The sequence below is a fragment of the Streptomyces smyrnaeus genome (assembly GCF_017676345.1).
In the GTDB taxonomy this organism is placed as follows: Bacteria; Actinomycetota; Actinomycetes; order Streptomycetales; family Streptomycetaceae; genus Streptomyces; species Streptomyces smyrnaeus.
On sequence record NZ_JAFFZM010000037.1, the window covers coordinates 1 to 14,850 of the forward strand.

At 72.8% G+C, this 14,850-nt stretch carries 15 protein-coding genes; 9 read left to right on the forward strand and 6 right to left on the reverse strand.

What is annotated here, in order from left to right; translation table 11 throughout:
- The first annotated feature begins 25 nt into the window (after nucleotides 1-25).
- From JW613_RS33925 to JW613_RS33940, 4 genes are all read left to right on the forward strand, one after another.
- Nucleotides 26-928, forward strand: coding sequence for a biotin--[acetyl-CoA-carboxylase] ligase (locus JW613_RS33925; protein ID WP_209214837.1), 903 nt, complete (start codon nucleotides 26-28; stop codon nucleotides 926-928).
- A gap of 165 nt (nucleotides 929-1,093) precedes the next feature.
- Nucleotides 1,094-2,446: an adenylate/guanylate cyclase domain-containing protein gene (locus JW613_RS33930; protein WP_209214839.1), complete on the forward strand. Its 1,353-nt coding sequence runs from the start codon at nucleotides 1,094-1,096 to the stop codon at nucleotides 2,444-2,446.
- Nucleotides 2,447-2,465: 19 nt separating this feature from the next.
- Nucleotides 2,466-3,266 (forward strand): enoyl-CoA hydratase/isomerase family protein, encoded by an 801-nt coding sequence (locus JW613_RS33935; protein WP_099883630.1) that lies wholly within the window; start codon nucleotides 2,466-2,468, stop codon nucleotides 3,264-3,266.
- A gap of 119 nt (nucleotides 3,267-3,385) precedes the next feature.
- Nucleotides 3,386-4,630, forward strand: a complete 1,245-nt coding sequence (locus tag JW613_RS33940) for a GGDEF domain-containing protein (RefSeq protein ID WP_372448043.1) — start codon at nucleotides 3,386-3,388, stop codon at nucleotides 4,628-4,630.
- 79 nt (nucleotides 4,631-4,709) lie between these two features.
- Here JW613_RS33940 and JW613_RS33945 read toward each other — a convergent pair whose 3' ends face one another.
- The gene (locus tag JW613_RS33945) at nucleotides 4,710-5,573 is read right to left on the reverse strand and encodes an alpha/beta fold hydrolase (protein WP_209214848.1); all 864 of its coding nucleotides are present in this window, start codon (nucleotides 5,571-5,573) and stop codon (nucleotides 4,710-4,712) included.
- The gene (locus JW613_RS33950; RefSeq protein WP_209214946.1) at nucleotides 5,570-6,184 is read right to left on the reverse strand and encodes a TetR/AcrR family transcriptional regulator; all 615 of its coding nucleotides are present in this window, start codon (nucleotides 6,182-6,184) and stop codon (nucleotides 5,570-5,572) included. The genes JW613_RS33945 and JW613_RS33950 overlap by 4 nt, the downstream gene beginning before the upstream one ends.
- Before the next feature lie 141 nt (nucleotides 6,185-6,325).
- Here JW613_RS33950 and hutH point away from each other — a divergent pair, with 141 nt between their 5' ends.
- Nucleotides 6,326-7,879, forward strand: a complete 1,554-nt coding sequence (gene hutH, locus JW613_RS33955; RefSeq protein ID WP_209214850.1) for a histidine ammonia-lyase — start codon at nucleotides 6,326-6,328, stop codon at nucleotides 7,877-7,879.
- Nucleotides 7,880-8,507: 628 nt separating this feature from the next.
- Nucleotides 8,508-9,755: a L,D-transpeptidase gene (locus JW613_RS33960; RefSeq protein ID WP_209214852.1), complete on the forward strand. Its 1,248-nt coding sequence runs from the start codon at nucleotides 8,508-8,510 to the stop codon at nucleotides 9,753-9,755.
- A 92-nt stretch (nucleotides 9,756-9,847) separates the two neighbouring features.
- Here the strand turns inward: JW613_RS33960 and JW613_RS33965 are convergent, their stop codons facing one another.
- Entirely contained in the window at nucleotides 9,848-10,291 is a 444-nt protein-coding gene (locus JW613_RS33965; protein ID WP_209214854.1) for an acyl-CoA thioesterase, read from the reverse strand.
- Nucleotides 10,292-10,446: 155 nt separating this feature from the next.
- On the opposite strand from JW613_RS33965, the gene JW613_RS33970 reads away from it, so the two are divergent.
- Nucleotides 10,447-10,797, forward strand: coding sequence for a DUF1330 domain-containing protein (locus JW613_RS33970; protein WP_099883641.1), 351 nt, complete (start codon nucleotides 10,447-10,449; stop codon nucleotides 10,795-10,797).
- Nucleotides 10,798-10,813: 16 nt separating this feature from the next.
- Here JW613_RS33970 and JW613_RS33975 read toward each other — a convergent pair whose 3' ends face one another.
- Nucleotides 10,814-11,248, reverse strand: coding sequence for a YybH family protein (locus tag JW613_RS33975; RefSeq protein ID WP_209214862.1), 435 nt, complete (start codon nucleotides 11,246-11,248; stop codon nucleotides 10,814-10,816).
- 77 nt (nucleotides 11,249-11,325) lie between these two features.
- On the opposite strand from JW613_RS33975, the gene JW613_RS33980 reads away from it, so the two are divergent.
- Nucleotides 11,326-11,724, forward strand: coding sequence for a winged helix-turn-helix transcriptional regulator (locus tag JW613_RS33980; RefSeq protein WP_209214864.1), 399 nt, complete (start codon nucleotides 11,326-11,328; stop codon nucleotides 11,722-11,724).
- A 39-nt stretch (nucleotides 11,725-11,763) separates the two neighbouring features.
- On the opposite strand, the gene JW613_RS33985 is transcribed toward JW613_RS33980, so the two are convergent.
- Nucleotides 11,764-12,654 carry a phosphorothioated DNA-binding restriction endonuclease gene (locus JW613_RS33985; protein ID WP_209214866.1) on the reverse strand — a complete coding sequence of 297 codons (891 nt, stop codon included), beginning with the start codon at nucleotides 12,652-12,654 and terminating at the stop codon, nucleotides 11,764-11,766.
- An 89-nt stretch (nucleotides 12,655-12,743) separates the two neighbouring features.
- On the opposite strand from JW613_RS33985, the gene JW613_RS33990 reads away from it, so the two are divergent.
- Nucleotides 12,744-14,249, forward strand: a complete 1,506-nt coding sequence (locus JW613_RS33990; protein WP_209214868.1) for a hypothetical protein — start codon at nucleotides 12,744-12,746, stop codon at nucleotides 14,247-14,249.
- Here JW613_RS33990 and JW613_RS33995 read toward each other — a convergent pair.
- Nucleotides 14,209-14,802, reverse strand: a complete 594-nt coding sequence (locus tag JW613_RS33995; protein WP_209214869.1) for a TetR/AcrR family transcriptional regulator — start codon at nucleotides 14,800-14,802, stop codon at nucleotides 14,209-14,211. The two genes, JW613_RS33990 and JW613_RS33995, sit on opposite strands and share 41 nt — an antisense overlap.
- Between the last annotated feature and the right edge of the window lie 48 nt (nucleotides 14,803-14,850).

The window sequence follows — 14,850 nt, forward strand, 5'->3', positions numbered from 1 at the left end:
ATGGTGGGGGTCATAGCCTGGCGGTATGACGTCCAATCGCTGGTCCGATCTCGACCGCCCCCCACTCAATCAGGCGGCCCTCCGCAAAGCCCTGCTCGGCGAGGGCTCGCTGTGGACCGATCTGGAGGTGGTCGAGTCGATCGGCTCGACCAACACGGAACTGGCCACCCGCGCCCGAGAGGGCGCATCCGCCCCCGGCAGCATCCTCGTCGCGGAGGAGCAGACGGCGGGCAAGGGCCGCCTCGACCGCGCCTGGACGGCCCCGCCCCGCTCGGGGCTGTTCTTCTCGATGCTGTTCCGGCCGGAGCCCCCGCCCGAGCGCTGGGGCTGGATTCCGCTCCTGGCGGGAGTGGCCACGGCGGGCGCCCTCGCCCGCTCGGCGGGTGTGGACACCGGCCTGAAGTGGCCCAACGACGTGCTGACCACCGGCAAGGGTGCCGGCGCCCCCGAGTGCGCCGGCAAGAACAAGGGCGACGCCCCCGAGGGCGGCGGCGAACGCAAGATCGGCGGCATCCTCGCGGAGCGCGTCGGTACGGACTCCGTGGTGCTCGGCATCGGCCTCAATGTCACTCTCCGCGAGGACGAGCTGCCGGTGCCCACCGCCGGTTCCCTCGCCCTCGCGGGCGCTCAGGGCACCGACCGGGATCCGCTGCTGCGCGCGGTGCTGCGCGCGGTGGAGGACTGGTACGGCCGCTGGACGGCGGCCGACGGCGACGCGACGGCGGGCGCGCTGCTGGACGCGTACGCGGCGGGCTGCGTGACGCTCGGCAGGACCGTACGGGCGTCGCTGCCCGGCGGGGGCGAGCTGGTGGGGGAGGCTGTCGCGGTGGACGGTGACGGCCGCCTGGTCATCGCCTCGGAACAGGGCGTACAGCATCCGGTCGCTGCCGGTGACATCGTCCATCTGCGCCCCGCAACCGGAGAGTGAGGTAGCGCACAACTGCCGTATGGTGGGCAATCGGCGGTGACATCGGGTGCCACCAGGCAGCGCTGTCCCGGCCGTGAGCAGGTTGAGCAAGAGGAACGGAAGGGCTGTGCGCAGGGACGACGCGAGGCCGCGACACCACGCCGCGGAGGGTGCGGGGAGCCCGCGGTGACCGTGGACGAACCGGGTGTGCCCGAACGCAGAGCGGCCTCCGACCCGGGAAGTGCCCCGGGGCCCTCGGCACCCGCCGACACCCAGGCAACCGCCGACACCCTGGCAACCGCGGACACGGCGGACGCCGCCGACACCGGGGGCGCCCTCGACACTCCCGCGGGCGACAGCCGCGGAGCGCCTGACCCCGCCACCCCGGAGCCCTCCGAACCGAACCCCACCCGGACCTCCCCCTCCGGCGGAGGCGCCGGCGGCGGCACCGCCGGAGGCGGAGGCGGTCTCGGGGGGCCGTTCGACGAGGGGAGCGGTCCGGGGGATCCGGAGGACGAGCCGGACCCCAGCGCGCTGCGTATCGAGGAGCTCATCCTGGGCTCGCAGCGGCAGTACACCCCGTTCCAGGCGGCCCGCGCGGCCGGGGTCTCCATGGAGCTGGCGTCCCGGTTCTGGCGGGCGATGGGCTTCGCCGACGTGGGGCAGGCCCGCGCGCTCACCGAGGCGGACGTACTGGCGCTGCGGCGGCTGTCGGGTCTGGTGGAGGCGGGGCTGCTGAGCGAGTCGATGGCCGTGCAGGTGGCCCGTTCCACCGGGCAGACCACGGCGCGCCTCGCGGACTGGCAGATCGACTCGTTCCTGATGGGGCTGACCGAGCCGCCCGAGCCGGGGATGACCCGCAATGAAGTCACTTTTCCGCTGGTGCAGTTGCTGCTGCCCGAGTTGGAGGAGTTCCTCGTCTATGTGTGGCGCCGGCAGCTGGCCGCCGCCACGGGGCGGGTCGTACAGGCGCAGGACGACGAGGAGATGGTCAACCGGCGGCAGGCCATCGGCTTCGCCGACCTGGTGGGCTTCACCCGGTTGACCCGGCGGCTGGAGGACGAGGAGCTGGGTGAGCTGGTCGAGGCGTTCGAGACCACGTCGGCCGACCTGGTCGCCGCGCACGGCGGGCGGCTGATCAAGGCGCTCGGGGACGAGATCCTCTATGTCGCCGAGGACGCGGGCACGGCGGCCGAGATCGGGCTGCGGCTGATCGAGACGATGGCGAACGACGAGACGATGCCCGAGCTGCGGGTCGGCATCGCTTTCGGGACGATGACGACCCGGATGGGTGATGTGTTCGGCAACACGGTCAACCTCGCCAGTCGGCTGACCTCGATAGCGCCCAAGGACACGGTGCTGGTGGACGGGGCCTTCCGTGCCGAGCTGACGGCCTCGGGCGCCGCGCCGGAGTCGGAGAAGGAGAGCGAGGACCTGTCGGGGTACCGGTTCGCGCTGCAGCCTCTCTACCAGCGGCCGGTGCGTGGGCTGGGTGTTGTGGAGCCGTGGCTGCTGCGGCGCCGTACTCAGAAGGGTTAGCGACCGTTATCGTACGGCCATGGATCACAGCGAGCAGACGTTCGGGGAGTGGGTACGGGTCCGCAAGGACGGGCACGTCGCGGAGCTGGTGATGGACCGGCACGGCGCCATGAACGCCGTGTCGACCGCGTTCGCGGGCGCGCTCGCCGACGCGTGTGCCGCGCTCGCCCGGGACGGTGAGGTGCGGGCCACCGTGCTGACCTCCACCCATGAGCGCGCGTTCTGTGTCGGTGCCGACCTCAAGGAGCGCAACTCCTTCAGCGACGCGGAGCTGGCCGCGCAGCGCCCGCAGGCCCGGGCGGCCTACACGGGGGTGCTGGAGCTGCCGATGCCCACCATTGCCGCGGTGCACGGTTTCGCGCTGGGCGGCGGGTACGAACTGGCGCTCTCCTGCGATCTGATCGTCGCCGACGCCACGGCCGTGGTGGGGCTGCCAGAGGTGTCGGTCGGTGTGGTGCCCGGCGGGGGCGGCACCCAGTTGCTGCCGCGCCGGGTGGGTGCGGCCCGCGCCGCCGAGCTGATCTTCACGGCGCGCCGGGTGGCGGCCGGTGAGGCGCACACGCTCGGGATGGTCGATGTGCTCACCGAGGCGGGCGAGGACCGTACGGAGGCGCTGGCGCTGGCGCAGCGTGTCGCCGCCAACTCGCCGGTCGGGCTGCGGGCCGCCAAGCGGGCGCTGCGCACCGGATGGGGCATGGATCTGCGTGCGGGGCTGGAGGTGGAGGAGGCCGCCTGGCGCACCGTCGCCTTCTCCCAGGACCGCGCGGAGGGGGTCGCCGCCTTCAACGAGAAGCGCACTCCCGACTGGCCGGGAAGGTGAGTGGGGGTCTCCCAGCGGGACGGCGGCTGTCTCCGTAGAGTGATGTTCTCCGTAGGGGTCCGTAGGGGGCTGCACGGCAGGACGGGGCGAAGCCTCCTAATCTTGGCGGTATGGGCGGAATGGGAGAGGGCGGAGACGACGCGGACGCGCGCCTCAGTGCCGTCGTCGGGCTGTCCCAGGCCATGGCGGCGGCGCAGACGGCCGCGCCGGCCACGGCCCGCCCGCATCCCTACGACGAGGACGAGCCGGAGGCCACGGCCGCGCTCTCCCACCGGGACATAGCCCACGCGGCCGCATGGGGCGCCTGCGAGGCGATGGGTGGCGCCTTCGCGTCCATATCCGTCTGGGAGCGGGCGCGCGGCAGGCTGCGGGTGCTGGTCAACGTGGGGGAGCGGACCGTGGAGGAGGCCGAGTTCCCCACCGACGAGTCGTACTCCGTGCGGGACTTCCCGCAGGTCGCCGAGTTGCTGCACGAGTGGTGGGCGGGCGGCGGCAGGCCGCAGGCGTGGGTGGAGGGGGACGGCCCGAGAGAGACCGCCGAGGCCGAGGGGGAGGCCGCACACAGCTATCGCCGGGTGGCGGCACTGCGCCGCAGGGGCCGCGGTTCGTGTGTGATCGCACCGATCGTGCTGCACGGGCGGGCCTGGGGCGAGCTGTATGTGGCGCGGTCCGCCCAGGTGCCCGCCTTCACCCGCGACGACGCCGACTTCGCCGCGGTGCTCGCGGCCCTCATAGCTTCGGGCATCGCGCAGAACGAGCGTCTGGAAGAGGTCCGCCGCCTCGCCTACACCGATCCCCTCACCGGGCTCGCGAACCGCCGTGCGGTGGAGACCCGGCTGGACGAGGCGGTGGAACTCCACCGCGATCTGGGCACCGTGGTCAGTCTCGTCGTCTGCGACATCAACGGGCTCAAGGGCGTCAACGACGCGCAGGGCCACGAGGCGGGCGACCGGCTGCTGGAGCGGTTCGCGGCGGTCCTGTCCGCGGGCGCGGCGACACTGCCCGGCGCGCTGGCCGGGCGGCTGGGGGGCGACGAGTTCTGTCTGCTGGCTGTCGGGCCCACCGCCGACGAGGTGGTACGCGCCGCCGACGAGCTGTGCCGGGGCGCGGCCGAGCTGGAGCTGGGAGAGGGCGTGGCCTGCGGGGTCGCCTCCACCGGTGACCCGGTCGGCGAGGTGCGCTCCGCGCACCGGATCTTCCGGCTGGCGGACGCGGCCCAGTACCGCGCCAAGGCGCTGCGCTCGGGCAAGCCGGTGGTGGCGGGCCGGGAGGGCGGGCCCGACGACCCCACGGTGCGGATGGCCGCCGCCCCGGCTCCTGCGCCGTCCTCACCGGAGCGCCGCCGCTTCCGCCGCAGCTCCTGACGGACCGTCCTGCCGCGCCCGGCCCGCGCCCGGCCCGCGCCCGGCCCGCGCCCAGCGGCCCCGCCACAGGGTTGCCGGCCTACCGGTTCGACGAGAGTGTCGCGAGCAGCACCCGGGCGAAGGCGTCGGGGTGTTCGACACTGCCGAGATGGCCGCCGGGGAAGGTCCGGCACTCGGCGCCCACCGTCTGGGCCAGCGCCGTGGCGAGCGTGTGCGGGAGCTGTCCGCGGGACGTCCGGCCGACGGCGACCACCAGCCGGTCGGCGACGGCCTTCAGCCGGGCGGGATCCGGCGCATGGTGGGTGAAGGGCTTCAGCACGTGCCGGAGGAAGTGGGCGCTGCTCGTCTCGACGGTGGCCCGCAGCCGGTCCGGCATGGGCGCCGCCTCTGCTTCGTCCTCGGCCGGGTCCACCGGTTCCGCCTCGCCCATGGCCGTGCCCATCCGCCGGTGGGCGGGCCCGACTCCGTCGCGTACGGCGATGTCGCGGATCTCGGAGAAGGCGGCGAGGGCCGGTCCGGGTTCCGGCAGTGCCCGGGCCAGCGGCGGCTCGTGGGCGACGGCCAGGCGCACCCGCTCGGGGTGCTGTGCCAGCAGGTTGGCCGCTACGATGCCGCCGGAGCTGGTGCCGAAGACCTGGCAGGGTTCGTCGGGCGAGAGCAGGTCGATCAGGCGGTGCGCGTCGGCCGTGTGCACCTCGACGCTCTGGTCCTCGCCGGGCAGGTCGAGTCGGCTGCCGCCGATCCCGCGCGGGTCGTAGCAGGCGACCGTGAACCGGTCGGCGAGGGCGGGTGCGAGGCCGTCGCAGACCGCCAGTCCTCCGGCGCCGCCCGGTATGAGCAGCAGGAGCGGTCCCGTACCGCGTACCTCGTAGTGGAGGGTGGCGCCCGGGACGGGCAGGTTGCCGACGCGCGGTTCGGCCGGGCCGGCAGGTCGGTCGTTCATGAGTCTCCTTCTCGGTCTGCTTCGTCCTCGGTGTCGTCGGACGCTGTCGTCGGCCAGTTCTCCAGCAGGAAGTGCAGCGCTTCCAGCGAGCGGTGCCAGGAGTCGTCGAGCCGGCGGGGGTGGCTGAAGCCGGTCCGGGTCTCCAGATCGGCGTAGCCGTGGAAGGTGCTGCGCAGCAGCCGCCCGGCGTCGGTCAGATCCGGCTCCCGGAGGCCGTAGGCGCGCAGCATTCCGTAGGTGAGGTCGATGCTGCGGCGGTGGCCGACCGACTCGGCGGCCACCGCCGGGTCGACCTGGAGCTGGCCCGCGGCGTAGCGGCCGGGGTGTTCGAGGGCGTAGCCGCGATAGGCGTCGGCGAACGCGAGCAGCGCGTCCCGGCCCGCGCGGCCCGCGACGGCGGCACCGATCCGGTCGGTCATCTCCCGTGCGGCCAGTACGCACAGGCGGGTGCGCAGGTCGGCGAGGCTGCGTACATGGGAGTAGAGGCTGGCGTCCTTGACGCCGAACCGCCTGGCCAGCGCGGACAACGTGACGTTGTCCAGCCCCACCTCGTCCGCCAGTTCGGCCGCCGCCTGGACGACCCGCTCCACCGTCAGGCCCGCACGCACCATGTGCACCAGCCGCCCTTCCTTGCCGCTCCGTATCGCCCGCAGACCGTACACCTAGGGGTCCTAGGCTGGAACCTAATTACCCAAGGCAGCGCGGGGCGAGCCCCGTGACAGATGGCAATTCACTCATTAGGGTTTGTGAATATGAATATGCACACTGTGGTGGTCGGAAGCTCGGGCACCAGCCCCGAGGAGGTCATCGCCGTCGCCCGGGACGGTGCCCGCGTCGAGCTGCACCAAGAAGCCCTCGAAGCGCTGGCCGCCGCGCGCCGCTTCATCGACGACCTCGCGGCCAAGCCCGACCCCGTCTACGGCGTGTCCACCGGCTTCGGCGCCCTGGCCGTCCGCCACATCGGCCCGGACCTGCGCGCCCAGCTCCAGCGCAACATCGTCCGCTCGCACGCCGCCGGGATGGGGCCGCGGGTCGAGCGCGAGGTGGTGCGCGCGCTGATGTTCCTGCGGCTGAAGACCCTCGCCTCCGGCCGCACCGGAGTACGCCCCGAGGTCGCCCGGGCCATGGCCGATCTGCTCAACGCGGGCATCACCCCGGTCGTGCACGAGTACGGCTCCCTGGGCTGCTCCGGCGATCTCGCCCCCCTCTCGCACTGCGCTCTCGCACTGATGGGCGAGGGTGAGGCGGAAGGGCCCGACGGTGTGCTGCGGCCCGCCGCCGAACTGCTGGCCGAGCACGGCATCGCCCCCGTCGAGCTGCGCGAGAAGGAGGGGCTGGCGCTCCTCAACGGCACCGACGGGATGCTCGGCATGCTGCTGATGGCCTGCGCCGACCTCGCGCGCCTGTTCACCTCGGCCGACATCGCCGCGGCACTGTCGCTGGAGGCGCTGCTGGGGACCGACCGGGTGCTGGCGCCCGAGCTGCACGCCATCCGGCCGCATCCGGGCCAGTCCGCCAGCGCCGCCAACATGCTCAAGGTGCTGGCCGGCTCCGGACTGACCGGGCACCACCAGGACGACGCGCCACGGGTGCAGGACGCCTACTCGGTGCGGTGCGCCCCGCAGGTCGCCGGAGCGGGCCGGGACACCCTGGCGCACGCCCGCACGGTCGCCGAGCGGGAGCTCGCCGCGGCCGTGGACAACCCCGTCGTGCTGCCCGACGGGCGGGTCGAGTCGAACGGCAACTTCCACGGCGCCCCGGTCGCCTACGTACTGGACTTCCTCGCCGTCGCCGCCGCCGACCTCGCCTCGATCGCCGAGCGCCGTACGGACCGGCTGCTCGACAAGAACCGCTCACACGGTCTGCCGCCCTTCCTGGCCCATGACGCGGGGGTGGACTCGGGGCTGATGATCGCCCAGTACACGCAGGCGGCCCTGGTCAGCGAGCTGAAACGGCTCGCGGTCCCGGCTTCCGTGGACTCGATCCCCTCCTCCGCCATGCAGGAGGACCACGTGTCCATGGGCTGGTCGGCGGCGCGCAAGCTGCGTACGGCGGTGGACGGGCTGGCGCGGGTGATCGCCGTCGAGGTCTACGCGGCCACGCGGGCGGTCGAGCTGCGCTCCGGGACGGCGGGGCTGGCGCCGGGTGAGGCGGCGCGGGCCGTGATCGCCGCGCTGCGGGAGGCCGGGGCGCAGGGGCCCGGCGAGGACCGCTACCTCGCGCCGGATCTGGCGGCCTGCGAGGCTTTCGTACGGTCCGGTCGGCTGGTGGCCGCGGCCGAGTCGGTGACGGGACCGTTGGCCTAGGGACGGCTCGCGGCGGCCCGGGGGCGACCGGGCCGCCCCTGCGGGTGGCCCGGCGCTGTCCCGGCGTCGTCCCGGCGTTGACCTGGGGGTGCTGACCCGGGGTTACCCGGCGGCTACCGGCGCGTGCTCACTCGGCGCCCGCCCCCCGGTCATGTTCCAACCCCGTCACAGTGTCGCTGTGATGGGTGGGATGGTCAGGTTTTTCGGGGGTAGCGTTGGCTGTGGGCACGAACCAAAGGGCGAGCAGTAGGCCGCCGGCTGCCGCAGCGGTGGCCAGAGGACGGCGGTGGACTGACAGCTTCGAGGGTCCGGCCTCGGACACGAAACGCCCTCCTGAGTGCGTGGGTGCGACGTACGGCTCGGGGGATCGGTGACGAACTGGCCGTACGCGGGCCGATGTTACTGAGTGGCGGAGGCGAGGGGGAAGGCATACTTCCGCTTTTCCTGGGAACCGGGAGGGGTTACAAACCAGGCGGATGGGTGTCCTAGACCACAGTTTTACAGAAAGTGGAACCGGTCATAGTCCCCAGTGCGTTCTTATGCGTGGAGCTGGAGCGCACATGTCCGATTTCGGGCGCTGTGGGGGCTACGCAGCTTTTACCGGGGAGACATGGGGTTCCGAAGGCAAATGGAGAAGCCAGTGACAACGGTGGGGAAGCACCGCAGGGGTCTCGCGGTCACGGCCGCGCTGCTCGGTGGGGTGCTCACGCTGAGTGCCTGCAGCGGTGGTGACGACGGCGGCGACAAGGAGAAGTCGGCCGCGAAGAACGACATAGCCGCCGACAAGGACACCTCGGCCGCCCGAATAAAGATCGGCGCCAAGGACGGCGCGGACAACGCCAGCATCAACAACGGTGCCAATGTCTCCGTCAAGAGCGGCAAGCTCACCAAGGTCTCCCTGAAGGCGGCGCAGAGCGGCACCACCGTGGAGGGCGAGCTCGCCGCCGACGGCAAGAGCTGGAAGCCGGCGCAGCAGCTGGAGCGGGCCACCAAGTACGAGATCAGCGCTACGGCCAAGGACAGCGACGGGCGCAAGGCCGTCGAGAACCGCACCTTCACCACCGTCGCCCCCGAGAACAGCTTCATCGGCACCTACGCCGGTGAGGACGGCGCCACCGTCGGCGTCGGCATGCCGGTCTCCATCACGTTCGACAAGCAGATCCAGAACAAGAAGGCCGTCCAGTCCGCGATCAAGGTCAGCTCGACCAGCGGGCAGGAGGTCGTCGGCCACTGGTTCGGCAACGACCGGCTCGACTTCCGTCCGCAGGAGTACTGGAAGCCCAACTCCAAGGTCACCCTCGATCTCAACCTCGACGGGGTGAACGCGGGCGGCGGCAACGTCGGCGTCCAGGACAAGAAGGTCACCTTCAACATCGGCCGCAAGCAGGTCAGCACGGTCGACGTGAAGAACTACAAGATGAAGGTCGAGCGGGACGGCAAGGTCATCAAGACCATCCCGATCTCCGCGGGCAGCGCCAAGAACCCGACGTACAACGGCAAGATGGTGATCTCCGAGAAGCACAAGGAGACCCGGATGGACGGGAACACCGTCGGGTTCGGCCGCAAGGGCGCCGAGGGTTACGACATCAAGGACGTGCCGCACGCCATGCGGCTGTCCACCTCGGGCACCTTCATCCACGGCAACTACTGGGGCGCCCCCTTCGGTTCCGGCAACACCAGCCACGGCTGTGTCGGCCTCAAGGACTCCCAGGGTGCCAACAACCCCAACACCGACGGCGCCTGGTTCTACGAGAACTCGCTGATCGGCGACATCGTCGAGGTCAAGGGCTCGCCCGACAAGACGATCCAGCCCGACAACGGCCTCAACGGCTGGAACATGGACTGGGCGGAGTGGAAGGCCGGCTCCGCGCTCTGAGCACGGCAGCGAGCGCTGCTGAGCCGAGCAGCTGAACATCTGTGTGGGCCCCCGCCGCGGCGGGGGCCCACTTCGTTGTGCTGCCCGGCGGCTCACTCCAGGCCCAGCACCTTGGGGTCCGTCGCCAGCTCGCGCAGCGCCGCGCCGGGGTCGGCGACCAGGCGCCGGGCGTTCAGATCCATGATCCCGCCCACGCCGGTCAGTTCGGCGGCCAACGTGCCGTCCGCCTTGACGATCAGCTGGCGCATCCCGAAGATCTTGCGGTCGCCCCACTCGAAGGCGCAGCTGACCGTCACCTCGTCCCCGGCCCGCAGCTCCCGCTTGTAGCGCAGGGTCTGCTCCAGGACCACCGGGCCGATCCCCGAGGCCACCAGCGCGGCCTGCTCGATACCGGCCGCCTGCAGCAGCGACCAGCGCGCGTGCTCCGTGTACTGGAGGTACACCGCCTGGTTCAGATGCCCCTGGGTGTCCGTCTCGTATCCCCGCACCGTTATCGGAACGGTGAACGGCTCGCTGTCCGCCTGTGCTTGTGACACGGTGCTCCTCCGTCTCGCGGCGCGCCCCGGAGGGGACCGCCATTACCTGCGGCGTCATCGCGCCTGCCCGTCGGCACGAGGACACTGGTCACGTCACGCTACACAGCGCTCCGTACCGGTGTTCCACCCGTTTTCCGCCCGCCGAGGAGGCCCGTATGACCGCCTTTGCCGTCGCCCGGCTGCGCAACCGCGAGGTCCACTCCGACCTGATCACCTATGTCGAGCGCCTCCAGGCCAGTCTCGACCCGTACCAGGGGCGCTTCCTCGTGCACGGCGGCGATCCGGAGGTGCTGGAGGGCTCCTGGGCCGGCGGGGTCGTCGTCATCGCCTTCCCCGACCGCGAGACGGCCCGCGCCTGGTACGCCTCACCGGCCTATCAGGAACTGCTTCCCCTGCGTACGGCGCACATCGACGGGGACGTCGTCCTCGTCCAGGGGGTCGGTGACGACTACGACCCCGCCTCGATGGCCCCCGCATTCCGGCGCGCGATGGCGCGGCAGGCGTAGCCCGCGGGAGCCCGTCCTACCCCGCCGGGCGGTCGATCACATAGCGCCATGTCCCGTCCGAGCCGCGTCGCGCCACATCGGTCGCCGTGCCCGTGAGGTGCGTCGGCCGCCCGTCCGAGGCCGTGCCCGCGATCTCCCAGTCGACGACGAGGAGCGCCGTGTCCCCCGCCACGTGGACGTGCCGCGGCCGCACGGTGATCGGCAGGCCCAGCGCGAGGAAGTCCGCGTTGGCGCGGGCGATGGCCTCGGGGGAGTCGGCAACGGTGCCGTCGGGGGAGACGAAGACGGCCTCCGGCTCGTACATCTCGGCCACCGCCCGCGGCTGCCCGGTGTTGAACCGCGCCGCGAACACGGCCGGGACGTCGGCCGCCCGACGGGCGACGGGGAGGGGAGCCGGGTCGGTCGTGGCGGTCGCCCCGGTCGTGCCCGTCGTGCTGTTCTGGCTGTGCACAGTGGTGGTCCTCCTCGGACTGGACGGCGCCGTAGGCTCGGCGCGTACCGACGTTCCCGACGTTAGGACCCGCCGACGTGGCTCACCGAACGGTCAGTTGCGGCCCCGGCTCCGCGCGCCCCGGCCTGCCCGACGACCCGCGCGCCCGAACGGTGGCACCCACGCCGTCCTGCCCGGTCGAGATCACCCTCAACGCGCTGCGCGGCCGCTGGACGACGCTGGTCGTGCGCGAACTGCTGCGCGGCCCGCACACCTTCAGTGAGCTGGCCGACGCGCTGCCCGCTCTGTCCGCGAAGATCCTCACCGAGCGACTGCGTCAACTCGCCGAGGCCGGCGTCGTGCACCGGGACCGCTCCCCGGGCTGGCCCACCACCGTGCGCTACCGGCTGACCGGGCGCGGCCGGGCCCTGGGGCCCGTCCTGCAGTCGATGTGGGAGTGGGGCGCCACCGCGCCCGAGGCCGGGAGCGCCCCCTAACGGCTGGTGCCCCCCCCGGGAGCTCCTGGCCGCCGGCCGCTAGCCGCGGAAGACCTGGGTCGAGTGCCAGCGCGCGTAGCTCTCGGCGACCGGTGCCGCTGCGTCGTCGTCCGGCCCCGCCACCGGGCGGCCGGCCAACTCCCGCACCTGGCTGCGGGCCGCCGCTCCCGCGCCGGTGAACCGGCGGGAGACGGTGATGCGCAGAGCGGGGTCGAGGCCGAGCACTCCCTTGTCGAACAGTTTGTGGTGCAAGGAGCACAGGCACAGCGCGTTCGACAGATGATCCGGCCCCTTGAAGGCCCACCAGCGGACGTGCGCCGCCTCCAGCCCCACCGGACGGCCGCCCAGCGCACCGTCGAAGCCGCAGAACGCGCAGCGGTTGCCGTACGCCTCCAGCACCCGCGCGCGGAGCCGGGCGGCGTTCCCCGGGTCCCGTACCAGGCGGCGGACCGGCACCCGTGCCATGTCCGCCGTCTCCAGGTCGAGCCCGGCGTCGGCGGCGATGTCCGCGTGCAGGGAAGGCGGGAAGTGCAGATCGAGGAGGGTGTGGGCGAGCGCGGGCAGCAGGGCGGGGTCGGCGCTCAGGGCCCGGCGCAGCGGGGGCGCCAGCCGGCCGGCCGCGCCACTTGCGCGCAGTTCCCGGACGGCCGAACCGGGGCTGCCGGGGCCGGAGTCGGTACGCACCTCCCACACGCCGTCGCTCACCAGATGGTGAAACGGGTAGCTCGGTGACGTCCTGCGTGGCGGACCGTACTCGCGCAGCAGATGGGCCAGGTCCTTCTCGACCTCGGTGTACCGCAGTTCGCTCTGCGGCGCGGCCTGGAACCGGCCGAGTGCGTACAGCAGCAACAGCGGTTTGTGCGGGGCGCGTTCGTCCCCCGACGTCCACTGCCGCAGTGCGCCCACGCGTGCCACCCAGTCCTCCTCCACCCGAGCACTGTACGTCGCAAGCCCGTGCCGCTCGGCGCGCGGGCGGCGCCTGCGCCGACCGGGACGGCCTCGGCGAGAAGATGCCGCCTATGTCCTCTTCTGCGCGGAATGCCGAGCGAGTCGATCGGTGGTGGCTGGCCGGGGTCTGCGGGATCTTCGCCGTGCTCTCGCTGACCGTCGTCCACCCCGGGCTGCCGCTCGGCTGGGATGAACTCGTCTACGCCAGCCGCTTCGCCCCCTACGGGCCCGAAACGCCGTTCAGCGCGCCCAGGACGCGCGGCGTTCCCCTGCTGATCGCGCCCGTGGCGGCCGTCGGTGACTCCGTGGTGCTGCTGCGCTGCTATCTGACCGCGGCCGCCTCGCTCGCCCTGTACCTGGGGTATCTGCCCTGGCTGCGGGCGGTCGCGCGGCGCGGCGTGGTCCCGCTGGCCGCCGCGCTGTACAGCAGCGTGTGGTTCGCGCTGTTCTACGCGGGCGCCGCGATGCCCAACCACTATGTGGCGATGGGTCTGGTGGGCGCCGTCGGCTGCTGCGTACGCGGCCCCGCCTCGGCCCCGCCCCGGGCACGTACCTACGCGGCTGCCGCGGCGGCGCTCGCCGTCGCCACCCTGATGCGGCCCAACGACACCGTGTGGCCGGTGGCCGTGCTGCTCGCGGCGGTGCTGGGCGCCCGTATCAAGGGCCGGCTGTCGAAGGCCCGGGCCCTGCGGGCCGCCGGAGCGCTCGCCGGCGGGGTCGCCCTCGGGCTGATCCCCTGGGCCGTGGAGGCCCGGCTCCGCTTCGGCGGCGTACTGGAGCGGGTACGTGCCGCCGGTGAGATCCAGGGCGGGATGCGCCTCCACCTCTCCCTGGACACCGTGCGCCAGCACGCCGCGGCCCTCGACGGACCCCTGCTGTGCCGCCCCTGCGAGGGCGCGACGGTCGAGTGGGCTTCCGCCGGGTGGTGGCTGCTGATCCCGCCGCTGGTCGTGCTGGGCATCGACGCGGCACGCAAGGACGGCCGTACGGCGCTCGCCGTGGTGCCCACCGCCGCGGCCGGTTCCGTGGCCGTCCCGTACCTGTTCTTCATGGACTACGCCGCCCCACGCTTCCTGCTGCCCAGCTATGCGCTGCTGGCGCCGGTGGTGGCGCTGGGGGCGGGCAGCGCCGTGCGAAGGGCGCGCGGGGCGCGCCGGCTGCGGGTGCTCGTCCCGGCGGGCGCCGCCGTGGCGCTGCTGCACCTCGTCCTCCAACTGCACCAGCTGGAGCTCCACTCGGGTATCCAGGCGGCGGCCCGGCACGACTGGGAGCGTATGGAACGCGTCCTGCGCGCCCATGGGGTGCACCCGCCCTGCGTACTGGCCGGGAACAGCTCCACCGTTCCCGTCGCGCACACCGCCGGCTGCCGGCCCGCCCCCGGAGGCCGCCCGCACGCCCTGGTGCTGCGTGACGCCCCGCTCCCCGACTGGGCGGCACGGGCGGGCTGGCGCCTGCATCCCGTGCCCGACACCTACAACCCGGGCTGGCGCATCGCCGTACCGCCGCACCGCGACCCGCGCGACCGGCCCTCCGTGCTCAGCTCAGCGGGGCACGAGGGTCCAGGATTCTGGCGGTGAAGGCCGCCAGGTGTGCCCGCAACTGCTCGCGGGGGACGTGCTGTCGGCCGACGAGGTGTTCGACGAGGTCGGCGCGGATGGTGGCGAGCAGCGCGTGGGCGGTGAAGTCGGCGTCGGTGAGATGGGGAATCCGTTCCAGTACGGCTCGGAGTGTGCTGTGCCAGCGGTCGTAGTGCTCGGTCTGGTAGGGGCTGTCGCCGCCGGTCCCCTCCAGGGCCAGGGCGAGGTGCCGGTTGTCGAGCTTGAAGCACAGGGCGGCGTCGAGCAGGGCGGGTACGCGCTGGAGCGGCGGGGCGGTGGGCCCCAGGGGTGGCGGGCCCTGTTCGACGGCGTTCCTGATCGGTTCGAGTCGTGCTTCGTACAGCGTGTGGATCAGGCCGGTGCGATCGCCGAAGGCGCGGAAGAGCGTCGCTTTGCCGACGCCGGCCGCTGCCGCGATGTCGGCCATGGTGACGGCTTCCGGGCTCTCGCAGCCGGCGAAGAGATCGTCGGCCGCCGCCAGGACGGCCGCCCGGTTGCGGGCTGCGTCCTTGCGTGGCTTGCGCTCGGGCATGCGGTTCTCCATTTGCAAAGCGGACCCGGGGTCCGTATTGTCGTCCGC

Bases quoted from the DNA above. Each gene is read 5' to 3' on its own strand.
- JW613_RS33925 (WP_209214837.1), top strand. From the start codon at position 26: ATGACGTCCAATCGCTGGTCCGATCTCGACCGCCCCCCACTCAATCAG.
- JW613_RS33935 (WP_099883630.1), top strand. From the start codon at position 2,466: ATGGATCACAGCGAGCAGACGTTCGGGGAGTGGGTACGGGTCCGCAAG.
- JW613_RS33940 (WP_372448043.1), top strand. From the start codon at position 3,386: ATGGGAGAGGGCGGAGACGACGCGGACGCGCGCCTCAGTGCCGTCGTC.
- JW613_RS33945 (WP_209214848.1), bottom strand. From the start codon at position 5,573: ATGAACGACCGACCTGCCGGCCCGGCCGAACCGCGCGTCGGCAACCTG.
- JW613_RS33950 (WP_209214946.1), bottom strand. From the start codon at position 6,184: ATGGTGCGTGCGGGCCTGACGGTGGAGCGGGTCGTCCAGGCGGCGGCC.
- hutH (WP_209214850.1), top strand. From the start codon at position 6,326: ATGAATATGCACACTGTGGTGGTCGGAAGCTCGGGCACCAGCCCCGAG.
- JW613_RS33960 (WP_209214852.1), top strand. From the start codon at position 8,508: ATGGAGAAGCCAGTGACAACGGTGGGGAAGCACCGCAGGGGTCTCGCG.
- JW613_RS33970 (WP_099883641.1), top strand. From the start codon at position 10,447: ATGACCGCCTTTGCCGTCGCCCGGCTGCGCAACCGCGAGGTCCACTCC.
- JW613_RS33990 (WP_209214868.1), top strand. From the start codon at position 12,744: ATGTCCTCTTCTGCGCGGAATGCCGAGCGAGTCGATCGGTGGTGGCTG.
- JW613_RS33995 (WP_209214869.1), bottom strand. From the start codon at position 14,802: ATGCCCGAGCGCAAGCCACGCAAGGACGCAGCCCGCAACCGGGCGGCC.